This window comes from Burkholderia sp. AU33423, from assembly GCF_002223135.1.
Lineage (GTDB): Bacteria > Pseudomonadota > Gammaproteobacteria > Burkholderiales > Burkholderiaceae > Burkholderia > Burkholderia lata_D.
This window is the reverse complement of record NZ_NKFH01000009.1, coordinates 164,634-188,524: the sequence shown is the minus strand read 5'-3', so window position 1 is coordinate 188,524 and position 23,891 is coordinate 164,634. Positions and strand designations below refer to the sequence as shown.

Annotated in this window: 22 protein-coding genes; 10 read left to right on the top strand and 12 right to left on the bottom strand. The window is 60.0% G+C overall.

Annotated elements, in window-relative coordinates; translation table 11 throughout:
• Entirely contained in the window at window positions 1–840 is an 840-nt protein-coding gene (gene aroE, locus CFB50_RS34075; RefSeq protein WP_089448849.1) for a shikimate dehydrogenase, read from the top strand.
• Between the two features lie 221 nt (window positions 841–1,061).
• Entirely contained in the window at window positions 1,062–1,394 is a 333-nt protein-coding gene (locus CFB50_RS34070; RefSeq protein ID WP_089448848.1) for a cupin domain-containing protein, read from the top strand.
• 163 nt (window positions 1,395–1,557) lie between these two features.
• Here CFB50_RS34070 and CFB50_RS34065 read toward each other — a convergent pair whose 3' ends face one another.
• Window positions 1,558–1,857, bottom strand: a complete 300-nt coding sequence (locus CFB50_RS34065; RefSeq protein WP_011350136.1) for an H-NS histone family protein — start codon at window positions 1,855–1,857, stop codon at window positions 1,558–1,560.
• A gap of 282 nt (window positions 1,858–2,139) precedes the next feature.
• Here CFB50_RS34065 and CFB50_RS34060 point away from each other — a divergent pair, with 282 nt between their 5' ends.
• Window positions 2,140–2,628: a RidA family protein gene (locus CFB50_RS34060; protein ID WP_089448847.1), complete on the top strand. Its 489-nt coding sequence runs from the start codon at window positions 2,140–2,142 to the stop codon at window positions 2,626–2,628.
• Window positions 2,629–3,432: 804 nt separating this feature from the next.
• Window positions 3,433–3,684, top strand: a complete 252-nt coding sequence (locus CFB50_RS34055) for a hypothetical protein (RefSeq protein WP_069249736.1) — start codon at window positions 3,433–3,435, stop codon at window positions 3,682–3,684.
• 63 nt (window positions 3,685–3,747) lie between these two features.
• Here CFB50_RS34055 and CFB50_RS34050 read toward each other — a convergent pair whose 3' ends face one another.
• The gene (locus CFB50_RS34050; protein WP_256979396.1) at window positions 3,748–4,923 is read right to left on the bottom strand and encodes a histidinol-phosphate transaminase; all 1,176 of its coding nucleotides are present in this window, start codon (window positions 4,921–4,923) and stop codon (window positions 3,748–3,750) included.
• Between the two features lie 341 nt (window positions 4,924–5,264).
• On the opposite strand from CFB50_RS34050, the gene CFB50_RS34045 reads away from it, so the two are divergent.
• Window positions 5,265–6,356, top strand: a complete 1,092-nt coding sequence (locus CFB50_RS34045) for a helix-turn-helix transcriptional regulator (protein WP_089448845.1) — start codon at window positions 5,265–5,267, stop codon at window positions 6,354–6,356.
• Window positions 6,357–7,055: 699 nt separating this feature from the next.
• Here the strand turns inward: CFB50_RS34045 and CFB50_RS34040 are convergent.
• The 4 genes from CFB50_RS34040 to CFB50_RS34025 all read right to left on the bottom strand — a co-directional run bounded on the left by CFB50_RS34040 (window position 7,056) and on the right by CFB50_RS34025 (window position 11,846).
• On the bottom strand, window positions 7,056–8,591 hold the full coding sequence (locus CFB50_RS34040) for a hypothetical protein (RefSeq protein WP_089448844.1): 1,536 nt from the start codon (window positions 8,589–8,591) through the stop codon (window positions 7,056–7,058).
• Window positions 8,592–8,758: 167 nt separating this feature from the next.
• Window positions 8,759–9,922 carry a hypothetical protein gene (locus CFB50_RS39240; protein ID WP_144020737.1) on the bottom strand — a complete coding sequence of 388 codons (1,164 nt, stop codon included), beginning with the start codon at window positions 9,920–9,922 and terminating at the stop codon, window positions 8,759–8,761.
• Window positions 9,923–10,671: 749 nt separating this feature from the next.
• On the bottom strand, window positions 10,672–11,154 hold the full coding sequence (locus CFB50_RS34030; protein ID WP_089448842.1) for a hypothetical protein: 483 nt from the start codon (window positions 11,152–11,154) through the stop codon (window positions 10,672–10,674).
• A 113-nt stretch (window positions 11,155–11,267) separates the two neighbouring features.
• Window positions 11,268–11,846: a DUF4337 domain-containing protein gene (locus CFB50_RS34025; RefSeq protein ID WP_089448841.1), complete on the bottom strand. Its 579-nt coding sequence runs from the start codon at window positions 11,844–11,846 to the stop codon at window positions 11,268–11,270.
• 558 nt (window positions 11,847–12,404) lie between these two features.
• On the opposite strand from CFB50_RS34025, the gene CFB50_RS34020 reads away from it, so the two are divergent.
• The 5 genes from CFB50_RS34020 to CFB50_RS34005 all read left to right on the top strand — a co-directional run bounded on the left by CFB50_RS34020 (window position 12,405) and on the right by CFB50_RS34005 (window position 17,376).
• Entirely contained in the window at window positions 12,405–13,622 is a 1,218-nt protein-coding gene (locus tag CFB50_RS34020; RefSeq protein ID WP_089448840.1) for an NAD(P)/FAD-dependent oxidoreductase, read from the top strand.
• Between the two features lie 473 nt (window positions 13,623–14,095).
• The gene (locus tag CFB50_RS39730; RefSeq protein ID WP_179254269.1) at window positions 14,096–14,254 is read left to right on the top strand and encodes a hypothetical protein; all 159 of its coding nucleotides are present in this window, start codon (window positions 14,096–14,098) and stop codon (window positions 14,252–14,254) included.
• A gap of 212 nt (window positions 14,255–14,466) precedes the next feature.
• Complete coding sequence (locus CFB50_RS34015) at window positions 14,467–15,453, top strand: TRAP transporter substrate-binding protein (RefSeq protein WP_069249730.1); 987 nt, start codon at window positions 14,467–14,469, stop codon at window positions 15,451–15,453.
• Window positions 15,450–16,019 carry a TRAP transporter small permease gene (locus tag CFB50_RS34010; protein ID WP_089448839.1) on the top strand — a complete coding sequence of 190 codons (570 nt, stop codon included), beginning with the start codon at window positions 15,450–15,452 and terminating at the stop codon, window positions 16,017–16,019. Before CFB50_RS34015 ends, CFB50_RS34010 begins: the two co-directional genes overlap by 4 nt.
• Before the next feature lie 4 nt (window positions 16,020–16,023).
• Window positions 16,024–17,376 carry a TRAP transporter large permease gene (locus CFB50_RS34005; RefSeq protein WP_059241306.1) on the top strand — a complete coding sequence of 451 codons (1,353 nt, stop codon included), beginning with the start codon at window positions 16,024–16,026 and terminating at the stop codon, window positions 17,374–17,376.
• A 337-nt stretch (window positions 17,377–17,713) separates the two neighbouring features.
• Here CFB50_RS34005 and CFB50_RS39235 read toward each other — a convergent pair whose 3' ends face one another.
• The 6 genes from CFB50_RS39235 to CFB50_RS33980 form a co-directional block, all read right to left on the bottom strand.
• The gene (locus CFB50_RS39235) at window positions 17,714–18,775 is read right to left on the bottom strand and encodes a hypothetical protein (protein ID WP_144020736.1); all 1,062 of its coding nucleotides are present in this window, start codon (window positions 18,773–18,775) and stop codon (window positions 17,714–17,716) included.
• A 611-nt stretch (window positions 18,776–19,386) separates the two neighbouring features.
• Entirely contained in the window at window positions 19,387–20,016 is a 630-nt protein-coding gene (locus tag CFB50_RS39230; RefSeq protein ID WP_144020735.1) for a HEPN domain-containing protein, read from the bottom strand.
• Complete coding sequence (locus CFB50_RS33995; RefSeq protein WP_089448837.1) at window positions 20,013–21,053, bottom strand: ParA family protein; 1,041 nt, start codon at window positions 21,051–21,053, stop codon at window positions 20,013–20,015. The genes CFB50_RS39230 and CFB50_RS33995 overlap by 4 nt, the downstream gene beginning before the upstream one ends.
• A gap of 568 nt (window positions 21,054–21,621) precedes the next feature.
• On the bottom strand, window positions 21,622–21,864 hold the full coding sequence (locus tag CFB50_RS33990) for a hypothetical protein (protein WP_089448836.1): 243 nt from the start codon (window positions 21,862–21,864) through the stop codon (window positions 21,622–21,624).
• A gap of 32 nt (window positions 21,865–21,896) precedes the next feature.
• On the bottom strand, window positions 21,897–23,315 hold the full coding sequence (locus CFB50_RS33985) for an FAD-binding oxidoreductase (protein ID WP_089448835.1): 1,419 nt from the start codon (window positions 23,313–23,315) through the stop codon (window positions 21,897–21,899).
• 2 nt (window positions 23,316–23,317) lie between these two features.
• Window positions 23,318–23,860 (bottom strand): permease, encoded by a 543-nt coding sequence (locus CFB50_RS33980; RefSeq protein ID WP_089448834.1) that lies wholly within the window; start codon window positions 23,858–23,860, stop codon window positions 23,318–23,320.
• Between the last annotated feature and the right edge of the window lie 31 nt (window positions 23,861–23,891).

Here is a 23,891-nt window from a genome sequence, read left to right as displayed (position 1 = left end):
ATGAGCGATACCTATGCGGTGATCGGCAATCCGATCGGCCATACGAAATCCCCGCTGATTCATCGGCTTTTCGCCGAAGCGACGCAACAGGCGATGCACTACACGGCCATCGAGGGGCCGCGCGAGCCGGATGACGCGTTCGCGGTAACGGTGCGGGAATTCATCGCGGCCGGCGGCAAGGGCATGAACATCACGGCACCGTTCAAGCTTGCGGCGTTCGACATGGCCGATGAGCGCAGCGAGCGCGCGACGCTCGCAGGCGCGGCGAACGCGTTCAAGTTCGAGGGCGGTCGGATTCTCGCAGACAACTTCGACGGCATCGGTCTGCTGCGTGATATCGAGGTGAATCTTCACACGCCGTTCGCCGGCAAGCGTGTATTGCTGCTCGGTGCGGGCGGCGCGGCCCGCGGCGCGTTGCTTCCCTTCCTGGGTGCGCACCCCGCGGAACTGGTGATCGCGAATCGTCATGTCGAGAAAGCACGAGCGCTGGCATCGCAATTGGCTTCGCATGGCCCGATAAAGGCGTGCGCTTACGGCGACCTCGATCGCATGGGGCGCTTCGATCTGGTGGTCAACGCGACCTCCGCGAGTCTGACCGGCGATTTGCCGCCCGTGCCGCCCGGCGTGTTTAGCCCGCATGGCACAGCCTATGAACTGGCCTATGGCAAGCACCTCACACCGTTCTTGCGACTGGCGCGCAATGCGGGGGTCGCCGGTGTGGCCGATGGTGTCGGCATGCTGGTGGAGCAGGCGGCGGAAGCCTTTGCGTGGTGGCGCGGCGTGCGCCCCGAGACGCAAGCGGTGATCGACCTGCTTACCGTTCCGCTGGATCGAGTGTGAACGGGAGCGAGCGATACGGGACTTCGATACATCCGCTGAGCGCTTTCATCAATTCGATGTATCGACGGGTTGAATCCAAGGCCGATTTCAGGCATGCGGAACGCTATGATGCTGTTTCCGACGAAACGAATCAGCGTCAATGGTAATCGTTAGACGACGGTGAATATTCCCCGTCACTCGACGCGCGATTCTTTCCCCCGACGATCAGCGACGAGGCCCCCATGCAACTTCAAACCGGTAACCTGTTCACCACCGAAGGCCAGCGCGGCAACGATGAACAAATCGACCTCCTCGTCACCGGGCAGCGTCTGAACGTAGAGCGGATCGTATCGATGGGCCACACGAGCCCCGATGGCTTTTGGTATGACGACTCGCGCGCCGAATGGGTCGTGCTGCTATCGGGCGCAGCCGTACTCGAATTCGAAGAAGGTCCGACGCGCCATGAAATGCATCCCGGCGACTACGTGCTGATCGAGCCGCATTGCCGTCATCGCGTCGCGTGGACGCACGAAGAAACGCAATCCGTCTGGCTTGCGATTTATTACGAACGTTGAATCAGGAAAGATTGGGCGGCATGCCATCCGGCGCGTAGCGTGCAACCACGCGCCGGATGGCACAAATCTTCACCGCACCGGAACGGCATTTTAAATGCCGCCGGTATCGATGCCCAATAGCAGGGCGGCGCGCTGAACTGCGCGCCGGTGCGCGTCGAGAATCTTATTCCTGGATCAGGAATCGATTGCGATTCTTCGCGTCCTTGATCCATGCGGGCGCGCGACCGCGGCCCGACCAGGTTGCCCCGGTCTTCGGATCGCGATACTTCGCCTGCACGGGGGCGGCCGCTTGTTTGGCCGGTCGACCACGACGCGTACCGAAAATGTCTTTCTCGGTAATGCCGAATTCCGCAACTTTGGTGCGGATGTCGTCGACGATCGCCTGGAATTCCGCGGCACGTGCAGCTTCGGCTTTCTCGGCCAAAGCTTCCATTTGGGCTTTCAGTTCCTTGTACGTTGCCATGTATCACTCTTCAGGTTGAGTACCCATATGATAGCGGTTTCAGCGGAAAATTTTTAGGAAATTCTCTTCGACTACGAGATTTGTCATCGATAAAGCAATGCAGGACTGCTTCGAACACCTGAGAAGTGTGTCATGTTTGAGAATTCGTAGAGGATTACCCGGAAACTTTTAACGGCGACGGCACGCGCTCTTTGATCGCTCGCAGCGGGATTTTTTCGTCGAGACAAGCGGGCGAGACTTAATTATTCTTTACATTTTTCTGAAGTATCGGGGAATTCACTGATGAACAGGGACGATAAGCTGACACGGATCGCGGCCGAATTCGGCTTCAATCCGGACGAGGAAATCAGGATCGGCGGAAAGTACACGCCCATTCTGGTCGACGGGAACACGGCCTACATTGCCGGCCAGATTCCGCGGATCGGCGACGTGGTGCATTTCGTGGGCGTAGTGGGGGAATCCGTTTCGCTCGACGAAGGTCGCCGGGCCGCCGGCGTATCGGTGCTGCGTGCGCTGTCGTTGATCAGGAAGCACCGCGGCTCGCTCGACGCGATAGCGACAGTGCCGCGCATCACCGTGTATGTGCGAAGCGCACCCGGCTTCACGATGCAAAGCGAAGTCGCCGACGGCGCATCCGACATGCTGTACGCGGTGCTGGGCGACGCAGGCGTTCATACGCGCACGTCGGTCGGTGTGCTGCAATTACCCAAAGGGGCTTCGGTCGAAGTGGATTTCATTTTCGGGCTGAAGCATGGCGATGTCGATATCTGACTTCAGCGGACCCTGTCTCGCGAGTGTGTAGTTCCGCGAAACATTCCTGTACCCGGCGCACGACACACCTGCTGGTGAAAGCACGCGCCAGCAATGCGGAAAGCAAAACAAGTAATTGCCGCCAAAGGACTTCGACAGGCTGCTCGCCGATGAAGATCTCGCGAAGCTTCAGGCGGCGTTCGATATCCGCGATATGAAGGTGCGCGGCGGATCGGATGAATGGGCTGCGTTGTCGATCGACCCGTGTCCCGGCAATCTTGCATGCTGACTTGCCGAGCAGGGCGCGCAGGTCGCCACGACCGACGACCGACGCGTGCGACAGCAGCAGCGCTGCATGTTCGCGTCTGCACGCCTTGCATGGCTACGCACTACCCTCGTGCCCACCGCAAATGGTCGCCTCGTACCTGCCGGTCAATCATGCGCCGGACGCGCGTCGTGGAGGTGGTCAGTTGATCGCGATTTTGTCTTCGGCCGGCAACCGCATGCCTTCCGCGCTCCGCCCACCGACCTGAAGATTCCGGAAACACCGCCCCGCCAATGTCGCCCCCGCATCCCCACTTTGGGAGATGCCATTGCCCAACAGTAAGCCTACGATTGACCACAGGGCATCGGGGCCGGAAGTCATCAGAACAATCGGACAGGCTCCCCATTCCGTATCGAATTCAGCAAATGCCTACGCGGTTTACTGACACAGCTTCTACGTACGATGGCGACAAACGTGTGCGATGAATGCCTTACATCGCAACACGATGGCGCGTTGATGACGGAAAGCCTGCTGTCGTATTTCGGGGAATTTCAATCAATATGCTGGCACGAGACTATGCGGAACGAGAGCTCTCTCACATTCAGAGAATGGTGGCTCTCCTGGACAGCGAGACGAACGCTGACGATGTGTCGATGTCGGGTGCGGGGCGCGTGCGGCATCCGAGCTACTGGCGCGGGCGAATCGAGGAGCTGCTGTCGGCGCCCGATGTGCCGCGCCACGTCAGAAAGCTTAGCGAAGCGGTGCTCGCGAAGATCAACGCGATGGAAATGCGGTTCGCGACGATGAAGTAAGTACATCGTCGGATACGGCGCGGACATCCGCGCCATCACGTCGTCGACCGGATGGCCGGTCGTTTATTCGAGCGCCATCACGACAAGCAGGGCCGCACGGAACGCGGCCATCTCCGCGCCGGTGCCGATCGACACGCGAAGATACGGCGACGGGCCCGACTCCCGAATCAGGACCCCGTGACGCAGGAGGCCGCTCCAGATCCGGTGCCGATCCGCAAACTCGCCGAACATCACGAAGTTGGCATCGGAATCGGCCACCGTGAGCCCCAGGCCACGCAGCCAGTCGACGGTCGAATCGCGCTCGGCTTTGATCGCGTCGACCTGCGACAGCATCTCATCACGCGCGACCAGCGCCGCGCAGGCCGCCGCCTGGGTGAAGGCGGACAGGTGGTAGGGCAATCGAACCCGCTTCAGCGCTTCGACGACCGCAGGCGCGCACGCGCAATACCCGACGCGGCCTCCCGCGAACTTGAACGCCTTGCTCAGCGTGCGGGTGACGATGAGCCGAGGATGGTCCGGCAGCAGCGTCACCGCGCTGGGGACGCCGTGACGCCGGAACTCCGCATAGGCTTCGTCGACGACGACCATGCCCGGCGCGACGTCGAGTATCGCGCGGATATCGTCGACCGGCAGCGCGGTGCCGGTCGGGTTGTTCGGCGACGTCAGCAGTACGACGCTCGGCTGGTGCTCGCGAATGCTGTCGAGCGCTTGCTCCGGATCCAGCGCGAAATCACGGGTGCGCGGCAACGTTTGCAGGCGCGTGAAAGTCGTGCGGCAGTATTCGTCATACATGGGATACGCGGGCGTAAAGGCCAGCGCCGTTCGCCCCGGGCCGCCGAATGCCTGCAGGATCTGCTGGATCACTTCGTTCGAGCCGTTGGCCGCCCACACGCTCGATGCGTCGACCGTCACGCCGGTGTCGTGCGTCAGATACGCCGCCAGATGCGCCCGCAGCTCGGCGAAGTCGCGGTCGGGATAGCGGTTCGCCGCGCGCGCGGCGTCGGCCACCGCGGTCGCGATGCGCTCGACGAGCGCGGGCGACGGCGGATAGGGGTTCTCGTTGACGTTCAGGCAGACCGGCACATCGAGCTGCGGCGCCCCGTACGCGTGCTGCAACTTGAGGTCCTCGCGGAGCGGTAAATCCGACAAGGCGACGTCTTTCCAGGGCTGTTGCATTGAAAACACTCCGTACGGGTTCGATGGATCGGCGTAGTCCGCTTTCAAGGCGGCAAAAAACAAAAAAGGCGCCGGAGGCGCCTTGGTTGTCGACTTGATCGGGCATTCACCCGATGCAATTGCTAGATGCGAAACGAGCCACGGCGCAACAGAGGGCGTCCGTGGTGATGGTGCAGCGAGAGCGTGGTGTTTCGAATCGTCATGCGCTGCATCATGGCATACCGTGATCCGGATGAAAAGCCGGCGGCACCGTGCGTGCCGGAATAACGGTCATTACGTCTGACGATAAACGGTAACAAACGTGGTATTTCGATCAAACGCGAACGAGTGATTTAAACGTGGGCGCCGATTGACTAAGATGCGCAGAAGACGTTCGACAATAACGCACGGCGCGGGGTGGCCAGATGCAAAAGAACGGGTTGATTCCATCCGCATGGATCGATGACGTCTACGCTGCGGCGCTGGGCGATCAACGATGGGAAACGGTGCTGGACGGGCTGCGATCGTGGGTCGGCGTGCGCATGGCCACGCTGCTGTCTTTCGACGACGCGGCGCGGGTGCCGGCGATCGAGCAGGCGGCGGGTGACGACGCGTCATGGGTCGCCGCGTGTTATCACACCTACAACACCGAGTTCTATCTGTACGACCCGGTCGTGCCGGTCGCCGCCGACTGGGCGGCGGGCCGCTGGTTCGAGGACGTCAAGCACCTGTCCGCGCACCAGCGCGCACACAGCGTGTTCTATCAGGAATTCCTTCACCCGTTCGGGCTCGGCAGCATCTCGGGCCTGTACATCCATCGCAGCGAGGGCTCGGGCGCATTCCTCAGCGTCCAGGGCGGCCCCGAATCGCAGGGGCTGTCCGACGATCAGCGCCACGCGATCGAAAACATGGGGATGCACATCAGCCGTGCGCTGCAGATCCAGGCGCGGATCGGCGAGCTCGAGGCGCGCGTGGCCGCCGCCGAATCGACGCTCGATGCGATTCCGGTGCCGGTCTTCCTGCTCGGCGCGCAGCGTGAGCTGCGCTACACGAATCGCGCGGCCGATCAACTGATCGCGGCGGAACCGGCGCTGCGGGTCGTGAACGGGCGATTCGCGCCGGAAGGCTGTGTCGACGATGCGCAATGGCGGCACGCGTACGCGCGCGGCGGGCTGTTGTTACGGCGCACAACGGGCGAACCGTTGCCGCTGGCGCTGATGCCGGTGCCCGAGCAGTCGCGCCTGGTGCGCGAGCGGCCGGGCGTCGCGACGCTGATGACGGCCGCCGATCTGCGTTCGCCATCGGCTCGCGCGCAGCGGCTGCGCGTGTTCTACGGGCTGTCGTCGGCCGAGGCCGATCTTGCCGTGCTGCTGTGTCGCGACGGGCTGTCGCCGCAGGAATGCGCTGAGTTGCGCGGCGTGTCGATCGGCACGATCCGCACGCAGATCAAGTCGATCTACGCGAAGACGGCGGTGGGGCGGGCGGCGCAATTGACGTCGCTGGTTATGCAGACGTGAGGGGGCGGGGCTGGCGTGGGTGTAGGGGGCCAGAGCATCTGCGTAAGTCAAGACCTGATCTATCAGTCAGCGTCAGATGAGGTCTGAGATTGCTTCGCCGTCACTTTATCAAGGGCCGTGATCGACCCGAAGCGGTCGGTCAAGCTGGAGCGACTTCAACGGCCGTTTTCAAAGTCAACCGAGCGCCCGCTCCAGGCTGCGTCCACCAGGTAGCCCACCGCGCGTAGATCCCAACGCAAAAGCGGTGAGGCAGCCCAGTTCGTCGTCACGCGAAAAGGCGCCGAAGTCATCGGCACGCGTGATCAGCCGCTCGTCGGGATCGAAGACAAGCTGGAATTTTTCGCTGTGTCGTGGCGAAAAGTTGCGGGCTGAACCACGATGCCCCGGTGCAAGGGCTGGGGTGGGGGCGCTAGCGAAGCCGATCGATGATGGATGGCATGTCGAGGGTGCAGAAATGGAGAAATTCAGGTGACCGCCCGATCCACGCGGCGCGGTCGGCACAATGCAGGACTTGCGAGGCTGTGCGCGTCGCATCACGCTCGGTGCAGCCCCAACCAGTGCGCGCTGGGTTGTGCGGAACAAACCCGGCCAACGGTCCACTCCACCAAGGCCGTGGCAAGCAGGCTGTCAGGTTTGCCGACTGCGCCGGAAGGCTCGCCTTGCTTTTGAGCGCGCAGGCGCAGTCGATCCACAGGGTTATCACGGTTGCTTTACGGCCTGCTCCGCCTTGGTCAGCGCAACCTGCGCATTGATATTGGTCGCCTTCGCATTCACGAGAGTCGTGTTTGCATTGAGCGCATCGACGGCGGGGGCGATCGCGGCATTGGCTTTCGCGCTCGCCAGCGCGGCCTGCTGTTGCCGGAGCGCGAGTTGCTGCTGGGCCAGCGCCGTTTGTGCGGCTAGGGCGCCAAGTTCGCCGGCTGCTTGTGCATTGGCATTGGCGGTCGCGAGCGAATTGGTCGCGTTGACATAGGCCAGTTGGGCATTGGCCGCGGCGGTTTCACCCGCGGTGGAGGCCGATGCTTTCGCCGCGGCGAGGTCATTGTCGGCTTTCGCCTGGCTGATGGCCACCTGCGTTTTGGCCAGCTTCGCCGCGGCGATCTTCGCGGGGATGTCGCTAATGGTGGCGGCGGCCGACTGCGCCACGCCGGCCGCGACCGCCGCTGCCGCAGCCTTCTCTGTGACCTGAATGGATGTCGGGACACCATTGGCGTCAAGCGCAATCACGGCGCCCTCCGACTTGAAGATTCCGCCCGTCACAGGCACGCTATAAAGTTGGCCGAACTGAAGCACGGGACCGTCTGGGGCGATCAACTGCGAGTGTGTTTCATCGGCGCCCCAGTTCCTAGTGAGCTTGCTCTCGCATGGTTTTCCCGAACACGCGAGCAACCGACCAAGCCGCGGCACGCGCACTGGCACGCCAACGTCGGTGTTGCCAACCATCGGTGGCGTCTCCGGAATCTGCCATCCGCCCGATCCATCGGCACGATATAAGGCGAGCCAGACTTTAAACCCATTCGCGTTCAGGGGTGGTGGAGGCAGTTCCTTACCCTCCGGATCTTTGGGGAGCCCGGACCACTTCACCCAGGATTGGGCGACGCTTTGATCGAGTTCAAACGGAGCGGTACTTAAACTCTCTTTGGCGGATAGTGGCCACACGACGATCTGCGTATCGGTGATCGCCTTCAGGCTGGCATTGAGCCGCGCCTGATCAGTGTTCAATATGTCTTGGGCCTTCGCCAGCTTGGTCATCGCTGCGGTTAATGCAGTTCGATCGGCGTGCTTGCCCTGGCTGGATTGAAAGAGCGTTGTGAGTTGGGTCACCTTCGCAGTCAGGCGGGCCACGTCCTGCGTTTCCTGGTCGACGCGTTGTTTCAGTGTCGTTTTTCCGTCTCCTTTCAAGTTGGCTTGCGCTTTCTCGATATCGTCTGAACACGTGAAACTTGCTCCTCTCTCTAATCTGGTCGGCAGGCTAATGGCCGACAAGAAGCTCACAGCAGAACCTATTGCAGCAGCCGTCTGGTCCTCAGAATGGGCGTTCAAGCCGGTGCTGGTCCCGTCACCCGTCAATGTGGAGGTGATGTCGGATGTGGCCCAGACGCCGCTCGAGAAAAGAGTATATTGTTGGTCTTCATCTAACCGTTTGGCGGGCACTGCCGACACCGAAACGGTGCCATTCAGCGCACCTTGGCAATTTTTGACCTGACGCACAATCGTCACGGTGTACTGCGTCATGGCGAGGTTCCACGGTACGCCAGTTGGCACGGTATTCGGGGCCAAACGCGTGACCTTGATACTTGGCCCACAACCGGAAGCCGTGATGGCGATCGCCATCAATGTGGCTAAAGTCCTCATGAATCCTCCCCCTATTAATTTGCGATGAGCACATTAGTCTGGATTGCTTAGCGTGGTGCCATTCGCGATGCGCGTCGAGCATTTCGTCGGTTAGGACCGTAGGCTTCCTTGGCCTGCTTTTGTAGATCGGTCACCCCACTCCCCCAAATCTGTTGTGGTGCTCCTGTGGCATCCTGGTACTGCAGATAGCCATTGAGACGTGGCACAAATGGTACTTGTGGCAACTGAAGGTGGTTTATCGCCCCTGTTCCGCCTGGCAGGCAAAAAAACGCGCGACCCACGAAATTACTGACCGGTACGCCCGCAATACTGTAGTAGTCTCCCTGCGTCGGGTCACAGACTTCCAGAGCGTATTGCAGTCCGCCCGTGGCACTCGGGCGCGGATCCTGCAGACTGAAGGTAGCCGTCGGATCGGCTAAGAGCTCGAGCACTTCATGAGACAGGGTAACCGACCAAGGCTCGTTGTAGAGCTTGCAAATGTCCAGGAAGACGAATCCAAACGGCTTCCCGTTTTGATTTTGGTCGTGATAGCCCTTCGCATAGCCTAGACCGGTCTCGGTGTCATCGGATTGGTCGCCTACGTAGATGACGGCGTCTGTCGCGTCATCGATAACGGCATTCGCACCTTTGGGGGCAAGCCGGGATGGAGACAGCGTGGCCGCGTGCTGCCACTCTGGCGCGAAATGCTGCGCGACTTGGTCACCGACGGCTTTCAGAACCCGTTGGAAGTCGGCGTCGTTGATGGACGTCGAAAGGTTGACGACGGTGATGTGGGTGACTTCGTTCGCCCCATAACTGACTGGCACGGCGCTCTTGGGTGGGCGGTCAGCTTGTGCGATACCCGCATTTGCGGACCACTGGAACAGGGTTTTAAGTTGATTAAAGGCATACGGTAAGAAAAGCGCGGAGCCGATCAGAAAGAAATGGTTGAATGCATCCGGCAACTGTGCGAGCTTATCGATATCACTTTCCGAGATGGAGCGAGTGAGGAGGACATTGCCGACCGCCCAAAATAGTGCGGTAAGAATCACGGCGCCAAGCGCCCCAGTAACTCGGCTATAGCTGGTGACCCCCGTAGATTCTCCGGTAGGTGATTTCTCCTTCAACGCTTGAGACAACGACTTGGTGAAGGGAACACCTACCAAGAACGCTACGATGGGGAGATTGAAGGAGAGAAGAACAATACTCAATAGAACGTTGACGTTTGCCATGGACGACCCCCGAACTAGTCATATTGACTTTTGGAATTCAACCACTCACCGTTTCTATTTCTCGTGCGTGAAACTGGTCTCCTGCCGTGACGCGGCCGGCGTGTGTGGGCGCCCGGAAGGTGCGAGGCAGCTTTGATCGGGCTGCGACGCGCTCGCCGATTAAGCGAATACCCCACGGTTCCAATCATACTCGCGCACATGAGAAAGAAAAGCCCAATCCAAGATCGTTTCCGAGGCGGAACTGGAACACCGCTTAACTCGTCACGTTTCCCCGTCGGGGCAATCCAGCTTGGTGTCGTGGAGGAAGGAGATCCGATAACTGGCGCACGGAAAGCCCAGCGAACGTCGGGGACGTTGGTTGGTGGTAAAGCGAAGTTACTCGCAGGAGAGTTGCCGATAAAATCAAGATGTTGACTGATGAAGACAGGGCAAAACGTTACCGTTGCCACTTCGACTGAGTAACGTTCCTCCCGTTGACTCGAGCGGCCGGCCATCGAGCGGTCGAATCCGCCACGAACTGAATCAGACGATCTGACGCTGTCTGTTTGGTCTAGTTCAGCCTTATACAGGTATCGGCAACTGCGCGCGCAGAAAAAAGTGACTGACGGCCAATCGCGCCACCGATGCTGGGGTGGTGTGTCGGAGTTTGTGCGATCGATTTACTGCGGCGCTAACGTAGTGGCATTTCGTTGTACGCGGTTGACTGCAGCTGACCCGAAGCGGACGTCCATTCGGCAACGCCTGACAGGCTATTCGCTCAGCGCCAGAAACCCTGGGCATTCAGCTATGCTCTGCACACCACACCTCAGAAGGCGCACCGTATCTTCAGCGCTAAGGGCGGCAACCTCGCCAACCCTTTCCCCTTCGGGGGCAAACAATACGGCCCAAAAACAAAGTTGACGTAGCAACGTGACGAAACCGAGTTCGAGCGGGATGAATGCCGCTTCGTCGTGGCGTGTCTTGCTCCAAGATGCGTAACTGCTCAAGGCAGCGCCGGTCATCCAGGCATACTCCAGCGTTGCAGACCTTTCACTTGCTGGCAACCGGCTCCTAATGAAGTCGGTGACCGGATAAATATGGAATTCGACGCCATCAAGGCCCGCAAATGCATAGCGATTGGGTGCGTCAACCTCCACGACCTCATCGCCCCAGGTTCTTGTCTCAGGAGGCAATTGTCGCAGCGTCGATTCCCGTTCGCTTTTATGAAGAACAATACCTAGATTTGCGTTCATGACGTATCAGGTTTAGCCCATGGAAGTTGCGCAGGATAGGTCTTTCCGCTCCCCCGCGACCTCCGTGGTCTCGACGACCGCTCTTGGCCGACAAGCGCCCGCTCGTCGGCCCACTACACACCGACGAGCGCTAGCCCTGTCAGTACGACGCCGATCGCGGCAGCACCCATCGACAGGTGTTGCATCCATTTCCGCCGCGTGAGAATCGTGATCGCAGCAAGCGCGATCGAGATCTGGATGATGGTAGTGGCCTGCGCCCAACGATGATGCCGGTGTAGCCGCTCCTCGCTTGCAGCATTGCTCTTCACGACTTCTTGCTCGAGCGCTTCGGCGCGCTTGCGGATCGGCTCCTTCTCTTCGCGATACCGCGCCGCGTCTGCTTCGAAACGCTTTCTTTGCGGCGATGCTTCCTGGCTCAACGCCGCACCGAGCTCGGCCAGATTCTGCTTCTCGCCCTTTGCTTGGTAATAGGCCCACAGGTTAGCCGCCTCGGTTTTCTGGATCGCGGCCTCGTTCTTGTGCAGCAACGCGAAATTCTCTTCCGCACCGCTCTGGTATGCGGAAATCGCGCCGACGCAGGCGAGGACAGCAGTCATCACGGCGATGCGCGCCGCTCCGTGGTCTTCTTCATGCGCCGCAGGGTGCTCTACTGCATGATCGTGCGGGCCGTGAACTTCGAAATCTTCTGGCATAACAAGAACGTTCGCATGAGTTGAAGGGCTTGTACGCGGTTCCCAAACACGTGAGGAGCGTGCAGCAAAAGTGGTAGCACTATCGCTGGGTCGCAGCTCAGGTGAAGCAGTCCGTTCGTGCGAAAGTGTGAACGAACGGTCAATGGTCTGCGGAACCGCACGCTGTTTGAACGCCGACTCCCGCCAAAAGGGCGACGATTCGACATTGTGCATGAATTGCCACTTCCCCAGTACGAGTCGACAGCAGTCGACCCTCTGCCGTCATTCGATCCCTCACACGCAAAACGGCGGCTTTCGCGTGCACACCGGCCATTCATTCCGGCAAGCCCCACGGGCTCGACACGCAATAGTTGGAACGCTTCGTCGATTTCCGATGAGATCGCGATGGCGTGCTGACACGTTGTGGTCGTTTCCACCTTCGCGGCCGATGCCAGCTGTCGCCTTCCAACAGCCGTCCGTCAGTTCACGGCCGCCTTCGCCTCAGTTCCGAGGTCTATCATGTGTCAAGGCCCCTTCCGCTTGGTAGTTCGGCCCGCGTGATAGACAGGAGATGCATCAATGATCGAATCGGCAGATGTGATCGTCATTGGCTCAGGCGGGCTAGGAGCGGCGACGGCCTTCCACGTAGCAAAGAGAGGCGCTCTCCGGGTCGCGCTGGTCGAGCGCCTCGAAATCGGCTCACAGACCTCACCGCGAGCTGCTGGCATGGTGAGTTGCATGCGCAAGAGTGACTTAATGATCGACCTGATCAAGCTGGCGGCTGACAGGATCCGACAATTCTCTGAGGATACCGGCCAGCCCCTGGATTGGGTGCACTCGGGCAGCGTCAAGGTAGCACGGCGACCGGTGGATGCCGAGGTCATTCAGGAAGACATCCTGCGCGGCCAGCGCCACGGCCTGGACGTGGAGGCACTCTCCATCGACGAGGCTCACCGGCTCAATCCGTTTCTTCAAACAACGGGAGTGGCTGCGGCGATGCGCATCGGCGATGACATGTATTTCAATCCCGCGCAACTGGCCGTCGGCTTCGCTCGTGCAGCGCAGGCAAACGGAGCCGTGTTACTGCCCAACACGGCGGTGACGCGCGTCCTGATTGAGGACGGCGCAGTGGCCGGGGTCGACACCGCATACGGTCGCATACAAGCCCCGGTCGTTGTCGATGCAGCCGGCGCCTGGACGCGACAAGTGGCTGAAGCCAGCGGAATTCGAGTGCCTCTTGTTACGACAGCGCAGCAATTGTTCGTCACCGAACCCGTGCCCGATGCCCGAGCCGAATTGCCGATGGTCCGAATTATGGATGCTGCGGTGTATATGAGACCTTGTGATGGAGGATTTCTCTGGGGAGTCTACGAGGAAAATCCGAGATTCTTCGACATGAATGGCTTCGACGCCAACTTTGACATCAAGGATCTGTCGCTCGACGCCGAGATTCTCTGGCACTACGCACGGGACGTCGAGGCCCAGCTTCCGATCCTTTTGAAGGCAGAGATACGGGAGCATCGTGGCGGGCTGCCAACGATGACGGCAGATGGCCAGCACATCGTCGGCCCCGCGCCCGCCATTCAGGGGTTTTACTTCGCGAGCGGCTGCAATGTTGCTGGACTCTCCATCGCCCCGGCACTGGGGGAGATGCTCGCCGCGTGGATCGTTGACGGTGCCCCTCCGATCGATCTAACGCCTCTATCGGTCGGCAGATTTGGAACCGGCCCATGGCCGGACGACGAGTTAATCAGGCGGGCCGCGTGGCAGTACCGGCATTTCTACGGTGCAAGATGACTCAAGCACCGACTTGTTCTTCAGCGATCGTTTCGGGCGATAGTCGTTGTTTGCGCCGATGGCCCCTGATAGCAGACGAGGCAACGTTCATCCTCGCGAATCGAATGGCCGTTCCCACGGGTGAAGCCGATGTTTGAACGTCCGTGCGACGGTGGGGGCGAATGACGCTTACTGGCCGGGAGCCGCCGCTGGAGTTTCGACCAAGTCGGTTACATCGACTTGGTCGAAAGTCGGAAAAGCATGGTGTCAGCCGCGCGCTCTACGCGAACATGCGACCTATTAGTGATGAATCCGGGCGGCGACATCACGGGGTGTTGTCGACAATGCGTAGGGCAGTCGCAGTAACTTAGTCACACCGAGTCGCAAAACCGTGGCGCCAGTCGAAAATACTCTGGCGCCCTGCGGCGGGGCAGGCGTAGGCGCCTGTCCCTGCCCGGATTCCCCGTCGTTCCTTCCGCGGCCGGCCCGTATTCATGACATTGCGCCAGGATGCCGACATCGTGATCAGTCATCCTACAACTATTGAAAACAAAGCGAAAGTGAGATTGCCGGCAACGGTAAAAGCGATCGGCCATCCATCCGGCATGAATGCAAACCCATCTCCAGAAAACGTTTCGCGCAAATTCGTCTAAACAGAGAAAACGATTCCCTGAAATGTCCTCAAAGCCCGCCATAACAGCCGCTCTACGGGTATGCACCAAGTGAGTTAAACGATTAACCGACGTACATTCGCGTCAACACGTCATACGACGTATGACTCGGCGGTCAGCGAACACGGCGCCGAAGCATACGCAGCCGGCGGATCGCCGCGCAACAACGAGCACAACCATCAAGGAGACTGACGATGAAGCACCGACTCAACCGCTCCCGTATCGCCCTGGCCGTCGCGCTGATGGCCGGCTTCGCGATGTCCGCCCAGGCGCGCGTGTTCCGCTCGGCGGACGTGCACGGCGACAACTTCCCGACCAACATGGCCGTGAAGTTCATGGGCGACGAGCTGTCGAAGCAGACGGGCGGCAAGGATTCGATCAAGGTGTTCGGCAACAGCGCGCTCGGCTCGGAGAAGGACACGGTCGACCAGGTGCGGATCGGCGCGATCGACATGGCGCGCGTGAACGGCGCGTCGTTCAACGAGATCGTGCCGGAATCGCTGATCCCGTCGTTCCCGTTCCTGTTCCGCGACGTCGATCATTTCCGCAAGGCGATGTACGGCCCGGCCGGCCAGAAGATCCTCGACGCGTTCACCGCGAAGGGGATGATCGCGCTGACGTTCTACGAGAGCGGCGCGCGCTCGATCTATGCGAAGCGCCCGGTACGCTCGCCGGCGGACATGAAGGGGCTGAAGGTGCGCGTGCAACCGTCCGATCTGATGGTCGACGAGATCAAGGCGATGGGCGGCACGCCGACGCCGATGCCGTTCGCCGAGGTGTACACGGGCCTGAAGACGGGCCTCGTCGACGCGGCCGAAAACAACCTGCCGTCGTACGAGGAAACCAAGCACTACGAAGTGGCGCCCGACTACTCGGAGACGCAGCATGCGATGACGCCGGAAGTGCTGGTGTTCTCGAAGAAGGTCTGGGACACGCTGTCGCCGCAGGAGCAGGCGGCGATCAGGAAGGCGGCGGCCGATTCGGTGCCGTACTACCAGAAGCTGTGGACCGCGCGCGAGGCGTCCGCGCAGCAGCTGGTGACGAAGGGCGGCGCGAAGATCCTGCCGGCCGCGCAGATCGACCGCGCGGCGTTCGTGAAGGCGATGCAGCCGCTGTGGACCAAGTACGAAAAGACACCGCAGATGAAGCAGATCGTCGACGAGATCGAGGCCACCAAGTGACGCGTCGCACTTCCCTGAACGGCGCGTCGGCCGCGGGCGGGGCGGCCGCCGCCCCGGACGACGCGCCGGCGCGGCCGCACGCCGCGCCGCTGCTGCGCTGCGTGAACGACGTGCTGTTCCGCGTGCTGGCCGTGATCGCGTCCGCGTGCCTCGCGGTGCTGACGGTGCTGGTGTTCTACGCGGTCGTGATGCGCTACGTGTTCGAGAACGCGCCGGATTTCGTGGAGCCGATCGCGCTGCTGCTCGTGATCGTGATCGCGATGTTCGGTGCGGCGATGAAGGTGCGCGACGGCGGCCATATCGGCCTCGATTCGCTGGTGCGCCGGCTGTCGCCGAAGGCGCGCACGGTCGTCATCGCGATCCAGCACCTGAGCCTGATCGCGTTCGCGATCATGATCATGGTCGGCTGCGGCAGCATGGCCGCCGAGACGATGGGCGACCGCATCCCGATCATCGGGCTGCCCGAAGGCGTGCGCTACCTGATCGCGATGCCCGCGGCGATCGCCATCATCCTCTTCTCGCTCGAGCACCTGCTCGCGCTTCGTCGTTCTACGCCGGGACAATAACGCCATGGAACTCGCGATCCTGTCCGTCAGTTTTCTGATTTTCCTCGTGCTGGGCGTGCCCGTGTCGTTCGCGCTCGGCATCGCCTGCGTGCTGACCTATATGGTCGAAGGCTTGCCGATCGCGACCGCGATGCAGGCGATGATCTCGGGAATGAATGCGTTCTCGTTCCTCGCGGTGCCGTTCTTCATCTTCTCCGGCGAACTGATGCTGCATGGCGGCATCGCGGACCGGATCCTGCGCTTCGCGCAGGCGACCGTCGGCCACTTCCGCGGCGGCCTCGGGATGGCGAACGTCGTCGCCTGTACGCTGTTCGGCGGCGTGTCGGGCTCGCCGACCGCCGATACGTCTGCAATGGGCGGCGTGGTGATTCCGCTGATGAAGCGCGAAGGCTACAGCGCCGCGTACGCGGTCAACGTGACGACGCATGCGTCGCTCGCCGGCGCGCTGATGCCGACGTCGACCAACATGATCATCTACGCGTTCGCCGCGCAGGGCATCACCGGAATGCTGCACGGCCAGCCGGTGAGCGGCGTGTCGATCGGCGACCTGCTGTTCTCGGGGCTGCTGCCGGTGTTGTGGGTGATGGGCTTCGTGCTGGCCGCCGCGTACTGGCAGGCCGTGCGTCACGGCTATCCGCGCCGTGAAGACGGGTCGTCCGCGCTGCCCGCGTTCCCCGGCTGGTATGCGGTGCTGCGCAGCTTCGTCGGCGCGGTGCCGGGCCTGATGGTGATCGCGATCATCCTCGTGTGCGTCGCGAAGGGGATCGCGACCGCGACCGAAGCGGCCGCGATCGCCGTCGTGTACTCGCTCGTGCTGACCGCGGTGGTCTACCGGACGCTGACGGCCGAGAAGCTGCGCCGCGCGCTGTCGCATGCGGCGCGCACGACGGGCGTCGTGCTGCTGCTGATCGCGGTGTCCAACATGCTGCGCTTCCAGATGTCGTACCTGGAGATTCCGGATGCGATCGAAGGGCTGCTGAAGCAGTCGACCGCCGCGCCGTGGCTGATGCTGCTGTACATCAACATCATCCAGGTGTTTCTCGGCACGTTCGTCGACATGGCCGCGCACATCCTGATCACGACACCGCTGTTCCTGCCGATCGCGATGGCGTGCGGCGTCGGGCCGGTGCAGTTCGGGATCATGCTGCTGCTGAACTGTTCGCTCGGCCTCGTGCATCCGCCGATCGGCTCGGTGCAGTTCGTCGGCTGCGCGATCGGCAATGTGTCGATCGGCGAGACCACGAAGATGGCGTGGCCGTACTACCTCGCGATTTTCAGTGCGATCAACATCGTCACGTACCTGCCGTTCTTCTCGACCTGGCTGCCGAGCCTGATCAGCGGGCACGCGGTGTTCTGATTTTCGAATCGCGTGCTTCGCCCGACGCGGCGCCGGACGACCGAGGTTGTCCGGCGCCGCGGTCGCTTTTGCGGTGGCCTTTACTTTGCTGCGATCAATCCATGAACACGATGAGATGGCTGTTGATAAAGGTAAGGTCGAATGGATTGCGTGTTGTAATCTCATTCAGACTTTTACTTTGATTGGTGCGATATACATGCAGGTGATGGACGGGTGGTGGTATTTCCCCGGGAAGTGGTCACGCTTCGTGTTATCGAGGTGCTCATGGTGCAAAGGCTAGAGGCCTGTTGAGTTAATAAAATTAACTTCTGAATTAAGTATGAATTGTTAGTGTAATTTAATCTATTTTAGTTTTCTCTGGATCCCATAATTTACCGCGGTAGCGGTCAAGAGAGGCTGCATATCTTTGAATTGTTTTATCTCTGATTTTTGTGAAAAATGGGCTGGGGAGATTGTTTGTTTTTAAAAATCGTACGATAGTGGTGCGAGTTGAGATTCGAGCTCGTGAGGCAAATGCATTGCGAAGGATGTCGTAAAGCGTGTATTTTGTGGAGGGGCTCGCTGCGATCAATAGTAATTCAAGTGTATGGATTCCGAGTGAATGAAAAAGATGGCTTACGTCGTGCCCGTTTGCCAGGATTCGATAATTCTCCAGTGAATGTGGAATTTCATTCATTGTAACCGCGACAAACAGATACTTGAGTTCTGCGGTTAATTTGGGGTGGCGGTGTTCGTCGACAATTCGTCCTATTGCTTCCTGTACCTGTTCCCAAGGCTTGTATCTGAGTTTGGTGAAGCTATCCGTGATTGCTTCCGGTGCATTGTTGCTCGTGAGAATGCTGTCGAGGTATCGGGCTGACTTCACCTCGAAGGCTAGTAAAGTCTGGTTCTGCTCGCAGCGGATCATGGCGTCGGGCGACAGGGCGTTTGCTTTCCCATAAGTGAATTCCGGTATGTACTCGTATGCGATCCCGGTTCTCGATGCGCAGAACTCCTCGATTAGGCATTGTGTATACTGCTCGAAGTCGTAACCGAGCTTTGCGTGGAATTTGATATTTCGATTCGACGCAGAGTGCAGTCGATGCAAGAGATTGTCGAAAAGTAATTCTTCGACGAGTTTTCCTTCTATCGGTAGGAAGCAGGTTTCGGACAGTTTAAGAAAGGGCTGGTTCCGGAAAAGTTCAAAGTTAGTGCCATCGCTGATGGTGCTTTTAGCGAAGGCAATGCCTTCGTCAAGCGTGAAGGCGATCGAGTTCATGATCGCCTTCAGTAACTCAAAGTCAATTCCCATATCCCGATGCATCTCATTCAGATCGATGCACCAGCCTTCGAGGTCACGTGGGTCGAAGTGTGTCCGCCGTCGTTTCTCGTGATACCGCGTGACGATTGCGAAGATCACTCCGAGGTAAATCTCGAGCTCGAAACCGTGTTGCAGTTCGAACGTCTGAACGTAGGGTGCGACGTGTGGCCCGTCGAGGAAGATATTCTGTGAGCGGTATAGTTTAAAAAGATAATCGTCGCGTGCGTAATGGATCCATCCTTTTACCCAATACTGATGCAGATCTTCGTCGACCTCAAGGTCGTTAATATGTGCGAATAACTCGTGCAGTGTGTAGGCCAGTTCTATACGGTTTTGCTCGCCGATTTCGAGTGTGTCTGCTCGCGACAGTAGCTGCTTCTAGCATTCGAAAATTTGGAGGCGGCCGAATACTGTGCGCGAGTAAGCGTTATCTTTTTCATCTGAAGGCCGACGATCAGATGTGACTAGACTGGACGCAGCCCAGTTCCTGAATCGCTTCTCTTCGTTGTTGTCGAAAGCTAATATTGAGAGTAGGCAAAGTAGATCTTTCGAGATAGGGAAATTAATTATATCGTCTATGTCGCGTTCGGTACCGTAAAAGTCACGATGCGAGAGCAGTAGATGTAGATTTTCAATTGATTCTAGAATTTTCATTTAAATTATCTGGAATTTCGTTTATCGCTCGCAGGGAGCGATTCGTGTTTCCTTGGTCACTTAATAATCTCATCAATTGCGTGTACGATTCCTTTTATACAATCCGCTACCCGCTGGACGTCGGGGCGATCAATGGACCAAGGAACGCGTGGTGAAAACGGTTGCAGGTCTCCCTCGTGAGCTATCTTGTTTCGCCGCTCTACAATCAGCGACAATTCGCGCTTTATCCCTTTCGCAACAGCAAATTTAGTTGCTTGTGCTGCCCCCTGTTTTAATGCGATTTCGTTCCAAAGTTCTACATCTGAACAAAGACGTATTCCATCTGCAATTTTGTCTGGATCTTGAAATGTGGAGTAGCCGAGTCGCGTACGCAATTCCAAGTCAAACGCTTGACGCGCGTCGTACGGCGTGGGGGCTGTTTTTATTCTCATCAACGTGTCGTTTGCGACTTGAAAACGCAAATAGCCATTCGAAGGAATTCGATTTTCCTCGAATGTCTCCAACATTTTTTGAGTAACTAGTTCGTGCACGTAGAGGTCGAGTGCGCTGACGCGAGTGACCCACTCCGCACGCAAGAGCTCATCGGGCCGCAATGCAACCGTGAGCTGCCGAGCGAGATATGCATGCATCGCCGCCAACTGTTCACATCGGTCCCATATTGAGTTGAAGTGATCGAGAGGCGTCATGCAGTTAGCTCAATTACCTTATTGGCGCAGTCTCGGAATGCAGTCTCGAATTTTTCCATGCTTTCTTTTGTGCTATCCCACACAGCACCTGCCTGTTGAAGCATTGCGGCTGTTAGAGCGTATACCGGGACCAGATGCTCTTGAGACTGTGCGATCAAACTGTTAAAGTCAGCGACGTTGAGCAAAGGTTCAGATGGCTCTAACCCCACTTTCAGTTTAAATTCGGCCACATCGAGTAACCCAGCCGCTTCTAAACTCGGGATAAGTTCTTCTCGAAGGCCACGTGCAAGTTGATCGACCCAACGTTGAAAAGCAGCGCTAGGTTGTCCATTTCGTGGGCGATACTTTTGAACCACGGCGCCAATAAATTTGGCTTTTGGTTGAGGAAACGGGTAGTCAGCGTCCCGTAGAGCAGCAATACCGTAGGCGGTGCGTGCCCACGCAGCCCAACGTGGCAACGACTTTGACAGCGAGCTCAGGGCCATTGAAGAGAAATAGTCGGGGTGTAACGGCACGATAAAGTAGTCGCAAACCATCAGGAGGTTCTGATTCATCGGTCCGAGACTTGGGCTCAAATCGACGAGCACGTAGTCGGTTTTGTACTTTTCAGCGGTGGCATCTAACAGAAACCGCAACGAACCAGGCAGGTTTCGCAGCGCTAAAAGTGAGCCACTGAGCTCTTGTGCAACACCAAGAGTTGTTTCGTACTCTGCGAGCCCAATATGACCAGGAAGAAGAAACAGACCCTCATTACCGGGCACTTGCACGCACTCTGCGCCGACGATTTGGCGCGGCTTGGATTCAAATGCGGGTGAAAGGCCGTCTTTGACGTTGTTTGGCGGATCTGCCTGATAGGTTTCCTCGAGGTCTTCTATCCCCTTGAATCCCAGTACCATACCTGTCAGGTTACACTGGGGATCGAAGTCAGCAAGCAAAACACGCTTGCCGAGCGACGCAAGCATCCATCCCAAATTGAACGTTGTCGTGGTTTTACTTACGCCACCCTTATGGTTGAACAAGGTGATGATTTTTGCCATATCGACTATCCCAGTTTTGACCGTGGACCAGCTGCTCGCATGAAGTCTACAGGAATATCAAGCGTGGCTTATAAATATCGGCGTCTGTTATTGTCTGCTGCAGGTAGACACTCCGGAAACGCACATTGATCTGAAAAATAACACTAAGCAGTTCTTCCTAGCGGTTCGTGACAACGCTTGGCTAAGAAGCAGAGGCCGGTTTGATTGATAACGTTATTCTGATGTTGCTGCTAGCCACGCCAGCAGCTCGTTATAAAACGCCTGAGAATCTTGGGTCGGTGGCGCGTGCTTCAGCCCCTCGAACCCGACGAGCGTTGTATGCAAATTCACCTTCACGGCATAGCGGCAAAGTTTCGGCTAATGACAGAGCTCGGTACGCATCTCAGACTGACCTGCATCCTTGTCCATCATGAGTGATGTACGGCTGACAGATGAGCCGCAGCACCGACATGTTGACACGTCAGCCTGTCTCAGCTCGGAGATCATAGTCTGATGTGGACTGTGTCCTACGACCGGACAAACTGAATCACGGTCGCGATGAATCGTCGTCGGGGCATGCAGCGAACGCTCAATCCTGCCGCGCATCCGGCTCGCCGTTACTGCCGGCCGACCGGTCGTCGCGCCAGTCCGCCAGCTCGCGCCACAGCGCCGGGCGCGCATGATCGCGCGGCGGCAGCGTGATCACGTACGCCACCCCTCGCACGTTGACCACGACCCCCGAGTCGGGCAGCGTGGCCGGGATGCCGGCGAACGTCGGTTCGTCATCCGGTTCGGAAACGGTACCCGGGCCGGGCGGGTGTCGAAGGATCATGCGAATTCTCCGTGGCGCCGCGCAACGGCGCATCAGTAGCGGACACGCCCGATCAGACCCAGCGGGTCGACGGCGTGCTGGATGGCGGCGGCGACCTGCCGTTGTGCGGCGGGCACATGCTTGCGGTAGTACGCGACGTTGACCGGCCCGACGCCATGCTCGGCGCTGAAGCAGCCACCGGCCCGCACGACGCGATCGTACAGCGCGCCGCGCAGCGCCACCTGTTGCAGCGGCCCGTAGCGCTCCGCACAGGCGTGCGGGATCGACACGACGAGATGGCAGCCGCCGTCGCCGAAATGCCCGAACGTGTGGCAGCGCAGCGACGGATGCGCGGCCGCGATCCATCGTTCGGCGTCGGCGACGAACGCGGCCAGCGCGCCGCGCGGGAACGACACGTCGAACGACAGCGGGATGCCGTCCTGTGCCACCGCGGCCGGCAGTGCGTCGCGGATTCGCCAGAACCGTTCGGCCGGCGCGCAGGCCGCGTCGAGCACCACGTGCTCGCCCGCCAGCGTGTCGAGCGTCGCGATCGTGCGTTCCTCGAGCAGCGCATCGAGCCCCGGCATGCCGGTCGCGATCTCGACCAGTGCATAGCACGCGGCAGCGTCGGCTTCGAACGGAATGCGGGACGCCGGAAACGCGGCCGCGACGCAGCCGACGGCCGCGGCCGACATGAATTCGAATGCCGACAGCATCTCGCCGAATGCACGCTCGAACGCGAGCAGGCCGGCGAGCGCCGCGTCGTACGACGCGAACGCGACGAACGCGGCGCATGACGAGCGTTCGAGCGACGCAAGTGCGAACGACACGGCCGTCACGAGCCCGTTCGCGCCGTTCGCTCCGATGAAGCACTGCGCGACGTCGAAGCCCGCGTTGCGCTTGCGCAGCGGCGCGAGCGCGTCGATCACGGTGCCCGCCGCGTCGGCGAGCACGACTTCGACGCCGAGCACGTTGCGGCGCACGTCGCCGTATTTGATCAGGCGGCTGCCGCCCGCGTTCGCACCGACGAGGCCGCCGGCCGCCGGATCGCTGCCGAGGTCGATCGGCAGGCAGAGGCCGGCTTCGGCCGCCACGCGGTTGATGTCCGACAGCCGCACGCCGGCCTCGACCGTGATGCTGCGATTCGCCGCGTCGAACGCGCGCACCGCGCGCATCCGGTCGAACGACACCACGCATTGCGTGCCGCTGCGATCGGGCACGGCGGCGCCGACGAGCCCGGTGCGCGCGCCCTGCGCGACCAGCGCGATGCGGTGCGCGACGGCGATTCGGGCGAGTGCGCTCGTGTCGGCGGTCGACGCGGGCCGAGCGATGCCGAGCGCGATGCCGCCGTGGCGTGTCACATCCGTTACATACGATGAACACCCGTCAGCAGATGCCCCATCGAGCCAGCCATCGCCGAGCGTCGCGGCGAGCACGTGCCGCTGCGCGGCGCGGTCGGGCAGCGCGCTCATCGTCAGCCGGCCCGCACGAGCTGCTTGCGCAGCCGGCCGCGCACGACGACCAGCGCGATCAGCGGCACGACACCGCCCCACAGCGGGCTGTGGCGCATCGTGATCGACACCGCGAGCGCGACGACGGTGACCGCGAGCAGCACGATCGACAGCGAACGTGCGCGCGCGTGGTCGACGAACGTGCCGTCGACGAACCCGCCGTCCGACCACGCGGTATGCACGATGCCGACCACCAGCACGCAGACGAGCATCGCGGCCGGCCCGAGTTCTTCGCCCCACAAACGGCTACCTGTCGGCGACACGAGCGCGAGCACCGCGCCGATCACGAGGAACAGGTCGACGCCGATCGCGATGCTGTTGCGGTCCGCGCGGCGGATCAGCCACGCACCGTGAACCAGCGCGAGCACGCCGCCGATCAGGAACGCGTGCGTCCAGCGCACGTCCGGCTGTTCGGGGCCGAGCCGGCCGTAGAACAGGAACACGATCGCCGGCAGGAAGTTGCTCGCGTGCAGCAGGTAGTCGGTGATGGGATTGCTCGATTTCATCAGGGGATTCTCCTTCGTCGAAACATCGAAA